General features: G+C 55.9%; 9 protein-coding genes. 5 read left to right on the forward strand and 4 right to left on the reverse strand.

The window, feature by feature from the left end; translation table 11 throughout:
• Positions 1-322: 322 nt before the first annotated feature.
• The 4 genes from cydC to KQX66_RS07840 are packed head-to-tail and all read right to left on the reverse strand — an operon-like array spanning position 323 to position 6,206.
• Complete coding sequence (gene cydC, locus KQX66_RS07825) at positions 323-2,071, reverse strand: thiol reductant ABC exporter subunit CydC (RefSeq protein WP_216791748.1); 1,749 nt, start codon at positions 2,069-2,071, stop codon at positions 323-325.
• Entirely contained in the window at positions 2,068-3,795 is a 1,728-nt protein-coding gene (gene cydD, locus KQX66_RS07830) for a thiol reductant ABC exporter subunit CydD (protein ID WP_216791750.1), read from the reverse strand. The genes cydC and cydD overlap by 4 nt, the downstream gene beginning before the upstream one ends.
• A 1-nt stretch (position 3,796) precedes the next feature.
• A complete protein-coding gene (gene cydB / locus KQX66_RS07835; protein WP_216791753.1) occupies positions 3,797-4,813 on the reverse strand; it encodes a cytochrome d ubiquinol oxidase subunit II in 1,017 nt (338 codons plus the stop codon).
• Complete coding sequence (locus KQX66_RS07840) at positions 4,797-6,206, reverse strand: cytochrome ubiquinol oxidase subunit I (RefSeq protein ID WP_216791755.1); 1,410 nt, start codon at positions 6,204-6,206, stop codon at positions 4,797-4,799. Before KQX66_RS07840 ends, cydB begins: the two co-directional genes overlap by 17 nt.
• 255 nt (positions 6,207-6,461) lie before the next feature.
• Between KQX66_RS07840 and KQX66_RS07845 the strand changes: the two genes are divergently transcribed.
• From KQX66_RS07845 to KQX66_RS07865, 5 genes are all read left to right on the forward strand, one after another.
• On the forward strand, positions 6,462-8,270 hold the full coding sequence (locus KQX66_RS07845; RefSeq protein WP_216791757.1) for a sensor histidine kinase: 1,809 nt from the start codon (positions 6,462-6,464) through the stop codon (positions 8,268-8,270).
• On the forward strand, positions 8,263-9,786 hold the full coding sequence (locus KQX66_RS07850) for a response regulator transcription factor (protein ID WP_216791759.1): 1,524 nt from the start codon (positions 8,263-8,265) through the stop codon (positions 9,784-9,786). The genes KQX66_RS07845 and KQX66_RS07850 overlap by 8 nt, the downstream gene beginning before the upstream one ends.
• Before the next feature lie 149 nt (positions 9,787-9,935).
• Entirely contained in the window at positions 9,936-11,411 is a 1,476-nt protein-coding gene (locus KQX66_RS07855) for an ABC transporter substrate-binding protein (RefSeq protein ID WP_216791762.1), read from the forward strand.
• Positions 11,412-11,525: 114 nt separating this feature from the next.
• The gene (locus KQX66_RS07860) at positions 11,526-12,461 is read left to right on the forward strand and encodes an ABC transporter permease (protein WP_216791764.1); all 936 of its coding nucleotides are present in this window, start codon (positions 11,526-11,528) and stop codon (positions 12,459-12,461) included.
• A 21-nt stretch (positions 12,462-12,482) separates the two neighbouring features.
• A complete protein-coding gene (locus KQX66_RS07865; RefSeq protein ID WP_174806914.1) occupies positions 12,483-13,409 on the forward strand; it encodes a carbohydrate ABC transporter permease in 927 nt (308 codons plus the stop codon).
• Positions 13,410-13,510 lie beyond the last annotated feature (101 nt).

Here is a 13,510-nt window from a genome sequence, read left to right on the forward strand (position 1 = left end):
TTCAGCATGAATAAAATCCTGCGAATGAGCGAGATAGAACGAGAAAACAGCATCATACTGAGGGAGGCGGACGTAAAACTCTTACGGGATATACCCCACCTCTATTTCTCTGAGATTTTCTACCGATAGGGTTTCTCAACATTCTGAACAAGGACGACCTTTTTAGGTGGTCCTTGTTTCCTTTGTGCTTATCGTTTTAGCGGTTGAAGCTTGTACCCAATGGCTAGTGACGAAATTTAACCGAAAGCTGGAAGAATGAAAAAAAGCTACCGACAATGGCTGTCAGTAGCAGCAGCTCACCGCCGTTTAAGGCGGGCTGGAATTATAGAACCGGCTCGCCCGGCCGGTCCAGACGGTATAAATTGCGATAGCGCGGATAGCGCTCCATGAGTTCGGCATGCGTGCCTCTCATTTCGACGCGGCCGTTTTCCATAAATATCATTTCGTCCATCTGCTCGGCCCCGACGAGATGGTGCGTAACCCAGATCAAGGATTTATCCCGCAGCGTATCGAAAATCGTGGACAGCAAGTCCCGCTCCGTGCGGGGATCGAGTCCGACCGTCGGCTCGTCCAGCAGCACGACCGGGGTGTCCTGCAGCAGGATGCGCGCAAGCGCGATCCGCTGGCGCTCGCCGCCCGAAAAGCGCTGCCCCGTTTCGTGCATGGGCGTCCGATAGCCTGCGGGCAGCGATTCGATCAGGGCATCCAGCTTGACGAGCTTGGCTGCCAGGCGAATGTCCTCGTCCGAGGCTTCGGGCTTCCCGAGCCGGATGTTGTTCGCCACCGAAGTATCGAACAGGTGCGGGCTCTGGTTCAAGACCGAGATGACGCCGGAGATGCCGTCGCCAAGCGAATGTGCCGGTATGCCGTTTACGGTAACTTGGCCTTCCGTAGGGACGAGCGCCCCCTGAATGAGCTTCAGCAAGGTCGATTTGCCTGCGCCGCTGCGGCCAATGATCGCGATCTTCTTTCCTTGCGGAAGATCCAGAGATACGCGGTCGATTTCCCGGCGGCTCCCGGGCTCGTACTGATAGCACGCGTTATCGACTTGAAGATGCGCTGTCGTGCAGACCGCCGCTGCCTTACGGTCGTCTTGCACCGGGGCAGGGGCGCTGCCGGCCTGCTGGCCAATCTCCGACAACCGGTTCAGCGACTCCCGGTACTGCGGCAGCTTCTCCACGGCCTCCGAAAGGGGCAGGAACACATCTGCCACCGGGAACACGACGAGCACGAAAGCGGCAATCAAGGTCGCGGCGATTCGCTGGTCGGCCGCTTGTTGGCCAGCCCAATAGATCATGGAGACGATCATGAGGCCGACCACCCCTTGGGCGATCGCATTTCTTCGCCGCGTCCAATCGCTCGTACGCCGCTCCAGTCGCGCCATTTCCGCTTCGTCGGCTTCGTAGCTTTGAATGAAGCTCACGGCTCTTCCGCTAACGACCCAGTCGTTCATCCCGAGCACCGCATCGGTCAGCTTCCGATACAGGCCGCCGCGCTGCCGCTTGATCAGCGTATGGTTCTTCCGCGTGACTGCTAAGGAAGCGACAGACAGCAAGAGACCGAGGATCAACAAATAAACGGCGGTCAGTAGCGCAAACCTTCCGTCGAAGCAGCCCAGCGCCGCAACCGACAACACGAACACGATGAAAGCGGCCGCGCCCGGAAATACGATGCGCAGATAAACGTTTTGCAGATGCTCGATATCGTCGGCCAGCACGCCTAGCATGTCGCCCGTGCGGAAGCGTGAGCGGATGAACAGCGCCTGCGGTTCGAGGAGCCGGTACAGCCGGACGCGCAGGTGCGAGATCATGCGCAGAATCGTATCATGCCCGACGAGACGTTCGACATAGTGCACGACCGCCCGGCTTGTCCCGAAGGTTCGGACCAAGACGATGGGGACGTAGACCATCAAGATGTTTTCCGGCCGCAGCGCCGACTTGGAGATGAGATAGCCGGAAGTGAACATCAGGGAAGCGGCGCACCCGGCCGTTAACGCCCCTAATGCCACAATCGCCGCGAACCGCCAGTAAAAGGCCCGCGACTCCGGGCGCAGCCAAGCTTCCCGCTTCATGATATCCCCTCCCGCTGCGATGTGATCAATTCATAGTAAATCCCTTTGTTCGCCAATAATTCCTCGTGCGTGCCGGTTTCGGCGACTCGCCCCTGATGCAGGACGATGATCCAGTCCATATCCGGCATCCAGTGCAAGCGGTGGGTCGCCAGAAACACCAGCTTATTCTCGAACAAAGAAAGCATCGTGTCTTTAACCTCGTACTCCGTCTCGATGTCCAGATGGGCGGTCGGCTCATCGAGCAGCATCACCGGCCGCCGGCTTAGAAAAGCGCGGGCCAGGGCGACGCGCTGCTCCTGCCCGCCGCTCAGCGGCCGTCCGCCATTGCCGACGATTTCCCCGCTGCCGCCCGGCAAACCGGCGACCAGTCCGGCAAGTCCGGCTGCGGCGATCGCGCGGTCGACTTCTTCCTGCGGCGCTTCCGGCGCGTAGAAGCGGACATTGTCCGCCAAGGAGCCGTGGAACAAATACGGATGCTGCGGAAAGTACGTCGTTTGGCTGAGCCAGGCCTCCGCATGCATAGAGCCAACCTTGAACTCGTCAAGCTCAATAGTCCCGGCCGTCGGATGCAGAAAACCGCCCAGCACGTCGATCAGCGTCGATTTCCCTGCGCCGCTTTCGCCGACAATGCCGATTTTCCGCAAGCCCCGGATGCGCACGGATACGTTTTGCAGCGATGGCGGTCCCTCCGGCTCATGCTGCACCTGAATCCGGGAAAGCGTCAGCTCGCTGTCGCTGCCCCAGATGTACGAAGCCGGAAGCTCGGGCGCGGCTTTTGCTCCGGACGGCCGATCCAGAATCGCCCGGATCGCCTCTCCGGCTTCTTTGCCGTTCAAGGTGGCATGGTAATCGGCCCCCGCCAAGCGGACGGGGAGGAAATACTCCGGCGCCAAAACAAGCACCGTGAGCCCCGTTACCAACATGAGGTCGCCGTTCACCAGCCGCAGCCCCAAACTGACGGCCACCGAGGCGACAGACAGCATGGCGAAGAAATCGAGCGCAAACGACGACAAGAACGCCACGCGCAGGGTGCGCATCGTCGCTGAGCGGTATTTGTCGCTCACCCGCCCGATCGTCTCGCTGTGCGAGCGGCTGCGGCCGAGCACCTTCAGCGTCTCCAGCCCGCGGAGTGAATCGACAAAATGATTCGACAAGACGCGGTAAGACTGCCACTGCTGCTGCATTTGCTTGCGCGCCGCGAGCCCGATCAAGATCATGAACGCGATGAGAATCGGCATCGTCACGAGCAAAATGACGCCTGATACGGCATCGAGCCAGAACACGTATGCCAGCACGACCGCAGGGGTCACCCCCGCGGAAGGCATGCGGGGAATCACCAGCTCCAGAAAAGTGCGGAACCGCGAGATGCCGTCCAGCACCAGCGTAACCAGATTTCCCGTGCCCTCCGTTTTGGCGAACCTGGGCCCGAGCTCGAACAGCTTCTCCATCAGTTGCTTGCGCAAGCTCGCGCCCGTCTTTTCGGCATAGCGATAGGCGATTTTCTGCTGGACGAGTCCCGTCGCCTGACGGAGCAGAAATGCGAGCAGAAACAGCAACGTGGTCCCTGTCAGCTCCTGCAGCGGCGTACCGGCGAACAGGGCGGAGACGACCTCCGCCAGCCATACCGCCTGACCCAGGATGGCGGCGCTCTGCACCAAAGTCAGCAAGGTCATGAGGACGAGAACCGGCTTGATTCCTTGATAACCGAGCAGCGCCTTTCCCATGTTAGTACTCCAGATGCTGCTTTTCGTGCACGCGCTTGTGGAAGACGAAATAGCTCCAGATTTGATAGCCGAGCACGAAAGGAAGCAGGCCCAAAGCGACATACGTCATCACGGTTAGCGAATACGGACCGGAAGCGGCATTGTGGATCGTCAGGTTAAACGCGCTGTCGATAGAACTGATCATCACCCTTGGGAACAGTCCGATGAACACGGAAACGATCGCCAGAGCGGTCACGGCTCCCGTCATGCCGAACGCCCAGCCGTCCTTCTTCTTGGCGTTAAAGGCACCAGCCAGTATGAAAGCGGCGACCCCGGCAACGGCCATGACCGTCAAAATGCTGCCGCGGACCTGGAATACGTCCGTCATCGCATAGGTCATCGCCCCAAATACCGCGAGCAGCCCCGCGAGCGGGATCAGCAGCCGGCCGCCAAGCGCGCGCGCCCGATCCTGCAAGTCTCCCGTCGTCCGCAGTGTCGTAAACATCAGGCCGTGCACGAGGCACAGCACCGTGACCGTCACTCCGCCGATGACGCTGTAGACGTTCACGATATCGAACAATCCGGCGCGCATTTCCATCTGTCCGTCGATCGGCAAGCCTTTCAGCAGGCAGGCGAAGACCACACCAAGCAGGAACGGAGGCAGCAAGCTGCCCATGAAGATGACGCCGTCCCAGGTCTGCTTCCAGCGCCGGCTGTCGACCTTGCCGCGAAACTCGAAGGCGACGCCCCGGCCGATCAAGGCCAGGAGAAGAACGACAAGCGGCGTGTTGAAGCCGCTGAACAGCGTGGCGTACCAGTTGGGGAAAGCCGCGAACATCGCGCCGCCCGCCGTCAGCAGCCAGACTTCGTTGGCGTCCCAGAACGGGCCGATCGAATTAATGAGTACGCGGCGCTGTCCGTCGGTTTTGCCCAGCAGCGACGCAGACATGCCCACCCCGAAATCGAAGCCCTCCAGAAAGAAGAAGCCGACAAACAAAACCGCTACAAGAATAAACCAAAGCTCATTTAGAGAAAGCATGTTGTCCCTCCCTGTCGAATGGATCGTCCGCATGCGCGATTTCGGCATGATCGACGGCATTCGGCCCTTTTTTGATCACCCGGATGAATAAGTAGGCCATGACAATAGCGAGCACCGTATAGGCGGCAGTGAACGAGATCAGCGAGAACAGCACCTGCCCGGCGCTGACGCTCGGGGACACCCCGTCCTCGGTGCGCATAAGCCCGAATACGGCCCATGGCTGACGGCCAATCTCCGTCATAATCCAGCCCGCAGTATTGGCGATGAACGGCATGGAGATCCCCCATACCATCGCATGCAGGAACCATTTGCCCGCTTGCTCCAGCTTGTTGCGGGCTGCGAGATAGCAGCCGTACAGGGCCAGCAAAATCATGACCGAGCCGAAGGCTACCATGATGCGGAAGCTCCAGAACGTCGTGCGCACCGGCGGAATGTAGTTGCCCGGACCGTACTTTTGCTCGTACTCCGCTTGAAGGTTTTTCATTCCCGGCACGCTGCCGGAAAACTTGCTGTACGACAAATAGCTGAGCAGATACGGCACTTTGATTTCCATCGTATTTTGCTGCTTCACCGGATCGATGAACGCCGTGACCGTCCAGGGCGCTGGATCGCTGCTCGTCTCCCAGAGGCCTTCGCTGGCCGCCATTTTCATCGGCTGGGTGGCAACCAGGTACTGCGCCTGCTGGTGACCGAACAGCGCGACAGCGACGGAGGAGATCAAGGCGATCACGATCGCGAGTTGAAACGACTTTTTGAAGAAAGACACGTCTTGACGCTTCAGCAGCTTCCAGGCGCTGATCCCGGCCACCAAGAAGGAGCCGGTCAGAAAAGCGCCGAACACCGTATGCGGGAATTCCCACCACAGTTGGCCGTTCGTGATCAGAGCGAGGAAGTCGTTCATTTCCGCTCGCCCGTTATTGACCGCGAAGCCTACCGGACGCTGCATGAAGGAGTTGGCTGCGAGAATCCAGAACGCCGACAGCGTCGTGCCGATGGACACTAGCCAGATGCAGGCCAAGTGAACTTTCTTCGACAGCCGTTCCCATCCGAAGATCCATAAGCCGATAAACGTCGATTCCATGAAGAACGCCAGCAAAGCCTCGATGGCCAGCGGAGCGCCGAAGACGTCCCCGACAAACCGCGAATAATTCGACCAGTTCATGCCGAATTGAAATTCCTGCAAAATTCCGGTGACCACGCCGACGGCGAAATTGATCAGAAACAATTTGCCCCAGAACTTGGCCATCCGTTTATATTCTTCCTGGCCTTTGACTACGTACATCGTCTCCATAATCGCAATCATCAGCGCTAATCCGATCGAGATGGGCACGAAAATAAAGTGAAAAATCGTCGTTGCGGAAAACTGTATGCGCGAGAGCATCACTACATCCATGGGATTCCTATTCCACCTTTCTCCTGAACCTGTTGTTTTGGCAAACCGTCACGGATCGTTGTGAGGATTGTCATGGTCTATCTCTATTGTGAGGAAAGCTTGTCCCGGAATATATGATCTAGATCACAGTGATCCCGGGAATTCGTTTGTGAAAAATCGAACTTTTGAACTATTTTGGAACATTTCCCGATTCATTTTCAGACATGCTATAATTTAGGGATCGTAGCATAGGAACGGCAGCAGGGGGTGGGACGAATGATTGGAAGCGTATACCGGAGATACATTAAAAACAACTTGTTCATGAAGCTGCTGCTTTCGTTTGCCCTCATTACGATTCTGACCATCATCACGCTCTCGTACATGATGTATCACGTGATGTCGCAATCTGTCGTACAGCGGGAGATGGACAACCAGAAGAAGGCGATGGAAAGCGTAAACGCGTTTTTGAGCGAAAAATACGAGTCGGTGCAATCGATGGTGCTTGGCGTATACCGCGATCCGAGGCTGGCTGCGGACATCTCGTATTTCCTGCAGCATGATTTTCGGGATTATATCGAGCACGGCTTGAACCGATATTATGAAGAAGATGTCGCTCCGTACGGCCTGTCCTATTTTGCCAACCGGCTTGAGGACGATCCGGATATCCGGAATCTGATGCTGTACAGCGGGGAGAAGCAGTCCTTGTATGTGTATAACCGGCAAAAATCGGCGAAGCTTCATGTGACCAATGCCGTCCACTCGTATGTCCCGGACGCGATGGCGCTGGACAACAAGAACGTCTCCGTCCCGAATCCGTGGGTACGCAAGGAAATCGATCAATGGGACCCCCGGCTGTTTGCCGTCCGGGCGGTCATGAACGACAAAAATTCGCTGAAATATGTCGGGCAGCTTTTGATTTATTTCGATTCCGACGGCATTTGGAAGTCGCTGGCCAGCTACAAAGAGACGCTCAAGGGGACCATTCTCGTGCTGACCCCGGACGGCAATGTGATTTTCGATTCCTCGGGCACGTATTACGGCAAGTCTTATCCTTATATGAACCAAATTCAGCAGGAGACGGGCATGCTGGAGCAGGAATCGTATATCACGACGCTGGCGCAAAACCAGGCGGGCTACGTCGTGGTCGGTACGATTCCGAAGCAGGAGATCGCGGCCGCTTCCCAAGGCTGGAGACGGACGATCATCATCGCCAGCGTGCTGGGCATTCTGATTGCTATTCTGTTTCCGTCGCTCGTCGTGATCAATTTCGCCAAGCGGACGAACAAAATTATCCGGTTCATGAAAAAGGTAGAGACCGGAGACCTGACCTCGCGCATCATCGAGCCGAAGGAAGACGAGCTGGGCCAAATTTCCCGCAGCTTCAACGATATGCTGGACGAGCTGAACCGCTATATCGAGCGGGTATATAAAGCGGAAATCCGGCAAAAGCATACGGAATTCGCCGCGCTTCAGGCGAGGGTCAATCCGCATTTTCTATATAATACGCTCGAAGTGATCCGGATGCGGGCGATCTCCCAGGGCGCGCATGACGTGGGCGAGATGATCTTCAGCCTGTCGGCGCTGTTCCGCAACGTGGTGCAGCAGAAGGCCGTCTATACGCTCAAGGACGAGCTGGAGGCGTGCCGTCTGTATTTGGAGCTGTTCCGTATCCGGTATAAAGATCGATTTACTTACGCCATCGAATGTGACCGGGAGCTGTATGGGATTCCCGTCGTCAAAATGTTCCTCCAGCCGATCATCGAAAACTACATCGTTCACGGCATTGAGGCGGACCGGGACGATAACCGCGCCATCATCCGGTTCTCCCGGGAGAACGGGACGATTCGCGTCCGGGTGGAGGACAACGGCAGAGGGATCGAGCCGCAGCGGCTCGAGGAGATCAAGGAAGCGCTCGGAGCGCCGGAAGAGGTCGGCGGCTCGTTCGGACTGAGGGTCGTCTACGAGCGGCTTAAACTGCTGCATGGAAACAGGGCCGGGATGGAGCTGAAGAGCAAGCCCGGGGCCGGTACGACCGTGACCGTGTGGTTCCCGGAAAAGGAAGGAGCAGGAGAATCCGATGTATAGAGTGTTTTTGGTGGATGACGAGCCTTTCATTATTGAAGGGCTGTACGATATTATCGACTGGGCCGCGTTGGGGCTCGAAATCGTCGGTCACGCGGGGAACGGGCAGAAGGCGCTGGACGCCTTGAAGCGCACGCCCGCCGACATTCTGATAACGGATATCTCGATGCCGGTCATGACGGGGCTGGAGCTTGTCCGCGCCGTCCGCGAATGGAATCCGGGCCTGAAGGTCATCATCCTGAGCGGCTTCAACGAGTTCGATTATTTGAAGGAAGGCATGCGGCTTGGGATCGAAAATTATTTGCTCAAGCCGATCGACGTGCAGGAGCTTCGCTCCACGCTGACCACGACGACGGACAAGCTGAACGCCGCGCAAGCCGAGCGCGTCTTGGGCGAACAGGACATGCGCATTCTGAAGGAGCACATTATGCACCGGTGGCTGACCGGCCAGATTGCGCCGAACGAATTCGACGAGCGTGCCGAGCTGCTGCAATTGCAGCTGAACCGGTCCTATGTGCTTGTGGCGCTCGTCCGTTTTCCGGAGGGAGACGCGGGAGACGCCGACCTCGCCGCGGAACAGAGGCTGCCGGGCTTGTCGGTGATTCCGTTCCATAATATGGACGGCGAGCTGGTCGTCGTCTTTACGCTGGACGAGGCGGCGGAGGGCAAGCGTGCCGCGCTGGAGATGCTGGCCCGGATGAAGGCGGATTGCGCCGCGGCTTCCCGGTCTTGCCGCATTTCGCTCGGCAGCGTGGAGCGGCTGCCTTACGAGGCGGCGCAAAGCTATGCGCATGCGAAGAAGGCTCAGGAGTTTTTCCTGCTGTATCCCGACCGCGACATTCTCGATTATGAAGAGGTCGCTGTTTCCGACGGGACGGCGGGACTCGATTTTCCGCTGGACTGGGCGGAATATTCCAAGCTTATTTTAGCCAAAGATAAAGATAGCTTGCTCGCCCGCATCGATCAGGATTACGAGCGGCTTCTGGCGCAGGAGGGCATGACGCCCGCCCGGCTCCAGCAAATCTCCATCGAGCTGATGATCCGGTTCAAGATGGAGCTGAAAGCGATTAAGCATACGGATTCGTCCGAGCTGTATCAGGAAGCCTTCGACCGCGTGCTGCATGCCGGAACGGTGGACAGGATGGCCGACGCCGTGAAGACGGTGGCGGGCTTAACCGTCGATTCGTTGATCCAGGACGTCCGCAGCCCCGTCATTCAGCAGGTGCTGAAGCTGATTCACGACAGCTATGCCGAAGAGCTGTCGCTGAAGACGCTCAGCGGGCAGTTCAATATTCATCCGGTGTATCTCGGCCACCTGTTCCATAAGGAAACGGGCGAGAACTTTACGGAGTATATCAACAAGTACCGCATCGAGAAGGCGAAGACGCTGTTGAAAGAGACGCATCTGAAAGTTCAGGAAATCGCCAAAACCGTCGGGTATTGGGAAACCAGTTATTTTTACAAACAATTCAAAAAATATGTCGGGATTTCTCCGACGGATTACAAAGGGCTGCTGTGAAGGGTGAAAACCGGCAGACCCTTTCTTTATTTTGTACAGCATACCTTTAGTTTCTTGCCTATTTGTAAATGCTTTCTTGAGTTAATGTAAAGGTAGCCATTGAAACGATTCAACGGCTGCTTGAAAGAAAAAGGGAGGTATCTGCGAACATGAAAATGAAAAAAAGAAGCCTGTTTGCCGGACTGGCGCTCATGCTGTCTGCTTCGGTCGTTCTGACCGCATGCGGAGGCAGCAAGGATAGCGCGCAGGACGCAGGAGGCGCCGCGGGCAAACCTGTTGAGCTGATTTGGTATACGATCGGTACGCCTCAAAAGGACGTTGACCGGGTCATGGAAGAGGTCAGCAAATATACGAAAGAAAAAATCGGGGTTACCGTCAAAATGAACATGATCGACTTTGGCGATTACTCGCAAAAAATGCAGGTCATGACCGCTTCCGGTACGCCGATGGATATTATGTTCACGTCTTCCTGGGCGTTCGACTACGTTCAGAACGCAAGAAAAGGCGCGTTCATGAAGATCGACGATCTGCTTGAGAAACAAGGCAAAGGCATCAAGGACATGCTTGATCCCGCCTTCTTAAGCGGTTCCAAAGTCGACGGCCACAACTACGGCATTCCGGCCAACAAAGAGCTGCCGGCGCAAGAGGTATGGCGCTTCAACAAGCAACTGCTCGACAAGTACAACCTCGACATCAAGAACGTCAACTCGCTGGAAAGCCTGGAGCCGCTCTTGAAAACGATTAAAGAAAAAGATCCGGGCGTTATTCCGTTCTCCGTCGACAAAAACTACGGCGTCTTCGTACCTTACGACTACGTGATCGAGAAAATGCCGATGGCGGTCAGAGTCGACAACCAAGACTACAAGGTCGTCAACATCCTGGACACGCCGGAAATGAAGCAAACGCTCCAAACGATGCACAAATATTACAAAGCCGGCTACATTCCTACGGAAGCGGCAACGATGGTTTCCTCGACGGACGTTCAAAAAACCGGCAAATGGTTTGCAGACAAAGCAACGACGCAGCCATTCGCGGACAACCTGTGGACGGCAAGCTACGGATATCCGGTCGTCTCCACGCCAGCCAGCCCGGCTTACATCTACAACTGGTCCGTTATGGGCTCGATGCAAGCGATTTCGGCGAACTCCAAAAATCCGGAGAAGGCGATGGAGTTCCTGAACCTGCTGAACACCGATCCGGTGCTGCGCAACATGGTCGACTCCGGGATCGAAGGCGTGCACTACAAAAAAGTCGGCGACGACGTGATGGAAAACCTGCCGGAATCGAAAAACTACGATATGCCGACGTTCTCGCTGGGTAACCTGATGATCACGTACCTGAACCCGACCGATCCGAAGGACAAATGGGATGGCTTCAAGAAATTCAACGCTACCGGTAAGCCTGCCGCGCTGCTCGGCTTCAACTTCGACCCGTCCAAAGTGACGAGCGAAATCGCAGCGGTACAGAACGTCAAAGAAGAATTCTGGGCGCCGCTGATGACCGGTACGGTCGATCCGGATCAAATTATTCCGCAGGCCAACCAAAAGCTGAAAGCTGCCGGCCTCGACAAAATCATGGAAGAAGCACAGCGTCAAATCGATGCATGGAAAGCTACTAAAAAATAATCAAGCTTCAAAAGGCAACAGAGCTTCTTGACCGAAGCTTTGTAGGTGAACGATAAGAACGGGACTCAGGGCGAATGGCATTCATTCGCCCCGTCTCTTTGAACGCGAGGGGTGATGAATGTGAAGGGTGTGCTCAAGGATCTCAGTCGGAACAAAGCCTTGCTTCTCATGGTGCTTCCCGCCACGATCTGGTTTCTTTTCTTCTCTTACCTGCCGATGGCCGGGACGATTATCGCTTTTAAGGAATACCGGTATCACCGCGACGGGTTTCTGGCCAGCATTGTGAACAGCAAGTGGGTCGGGCTCAAAAACTTCGAATTTCTGTTCAGCACGAAGGACGCTTTTCTCATTACGCGGAACACGCTGCTGTATAACGCCGTATTCATCGTAATCGGCCTGGTTCTGGCGGTGGGGCTGGCTATCATCTTGGCGGAGATCGCCAACAAGAAGCTGGCCAAGCTGTATCAGACCGGGATGTTCCTGCCGTATTTCTTGTCCTGGGTTATTGTCGGGTATTTTGTATTCAGCTTCCTTAGCTTCGACAAAGGCATGATCAACCAAATCGCTAAAACGTTCGGGCTTACCGCCACGCAGTGGTATAACGATCCGACGTATTGGCCGCTTATTCTGACGCTCGTCTTTCTGTGGAAGTCGATCGGCTACAACAGCGTCGTGTACTTGGCGGCCATCATGGGGATTGACAAGTCGCTGTATGAGGCGGCAATGATCGACGGAGCGAACAAATGGCAGCAAATCCGCCACATTACGGTGCCGATGCTGACGCCGCTGATTACCATTTTGACGCTGCTTGCGATCGGACGTATTTTTTACGCGGATTTCGGGCTGTTCTATCAGGTGCCGCGCAACTCGGGAACGTTGTATTCGGTTACCAACGTTATCGACACGTATGTGTACCGGGGTCTGAAGTTTACCGGGGAAATCGGTATGAGTACCGCGGCCGGTTTGTATCAGTCGTTCGTCGGTTTCGTGCTCGTCATTACCTCCAATGCCATTGTTCGCAGATTCAATAAAGACAACGCATTGTATTAATCCATATGGAAAAAGGAGGAGATGACCGTGTCTGCGCGAACGATGAAACGAAGCCGGGATTTTCATCATTTGTCTCCGGCTTGGAACGTGATTTTTAACCTGATTGCCGGTTTTTTGGCGATTGCGTGCGTGTTTCCTTTCGTGTTCGTTACGATCATTTCGTTTACGGACGAAGGGACGCTGGCGCGCAACGGCTACCGGATCATTCCGGAAAAATGGAGTCTGGAAGCTTACCGCTACGTGTTTAAAGCCGGGGATCAGTTGCTGCGGTCCTACGGTGTCACCATTGCTGTTACCGTGATCGGTACGCTGCTCAGCATGATTATGATTGCGCTGTTCGCCTACGCGATCTCGCGCAAAAGCTTCAAATACCGCAATTTCTTTTCGTTTTTCGCTTTCTTTACGATGCTGTTCAACGGCGGGCTCGTCCCGACCTATATCGTCGTCACGCAGCTGCTTGGACTGAAGGACTCCATCTGGGGACTCATTCTGCCGCTGGCCGTGAACGCCTTCTACATCATGATTATGCGGACGTTCTTCTCCACGAGCGTACCGGATGCCATTATCGAATCGGGAAAAATCGACGGTGCGGGCGAATTCGGGATTTTCTTCCGCCTGGTTCTGCCCTTATCGCTTCCGGGGCTCGCGACGATCGGCTTGTTCAGCACCCTCGGGTACTGGAACGACTGGTTCAACGCGCTGCTCTATATTGACAAGCCAAGCTTGGTGCCGCTGCAATCCATGCTGATGCGGATCGAGACGAGCATGCAGTTTATTTTGCAAAATACGAGCAATCCGTCGATGGGCGTAGCCGTATTGCAATCGCTGCCGCAGGATACGTCGCGGATGGCGATGGTCGTGCTGGCGACGGGGCCGATTGTGTTCGCGTACCCGTTCTTCCAACGGTATTTTATTCAAGGGTTGACGGTTGGAGCGGTGAAGGAGTAAGGAAGTTTTTTATCGGGTAGGGGCGGCGGCGGGCGGTGGGGTATCCACTTCCGGTCGCTCTTGTCCGCAGGAAATCTTTATTTTAAGCCGCTTGGCGGCGG

The organism is Paenibacillus oleatilyticus (genome assembly GCF_018998565.1).
Lineage (GTDB): Bacteria > Bacillota > Bacilli > Paenibacillales > NBRC-103111 > Paenibacillus_G > Paenibacillus_G oleatilyticus.

What these genes read in the sequence shown, in the direction of transcription:
- KQX66_RS07850 (WP_216791759.1), top strand. Translation starts at nt 8,263, where the DNA reads ATGTATAGAGTGTTTTTGGTGGATGACGAGCCTTTCATTATTGAAGGG.
- cydC (WP_216791748.1), bottom strand. Translation starts at nt 2,071, where the DNA reads ATGAAGCGGGAAGCTTGGCTGCGCCCGGAGTCGCGGGCCTTTTACTGG.
- KQX66_RS07855 (WP_216791762.1), top strand. Translation starts at nt 9,936, where the DNA reads ATGAAAATGAAAAAAAGAAGCCTGTTTGCCGGACTGGCGCTCATGCTG.
- KQX66_RS07865 (WP_174806914.1), top strand. Translation starts at nt 12,483, where the DNA reads ATGACCGTGTCTGCGCGAACGATGAAACGAAGCCGGGATTTTCATCAT.
- KQX66_RS07860 (WP_216791764.1), top strand. Translation starts at nt 11,526, where the DNA reads ATGAATGTGAAGGGTGTGCTCAAGGATCTCAGTCGGAACAAAGCCTTG.
- KQX66_RS07845 (WP_216791757.1), top strand. Translation starts at nt 6,462, where the DNA reads ATGATTGGAAGCGTATACCGGAGATACATTAAAAACAACTTGTTCATG.
- KQX66_RS07840 (WP_216791755.1), bottom strand. Translation starts at nt 6,206, where the DNA reads ATGGATGTAGTGATGCTCTCGCGCATACAGTTTTCCGCAACGACGATT.
- cydD (WP_216791750.1), bottom strand. Translation starts at nt 3,795, where the DNA reads ATGGGAAAGGCGCTGCTCGGTTATCAAGGAATCAAGCCGGTTCTCGTC.
- cydB (WP_216791753.1), bottom strand. Translation starts at nt 4,813, where the DNA reads ATGCTTTCTCTAAATGAGCTTTGGTTTATTCTTGTAGCGGTTTTGTTT.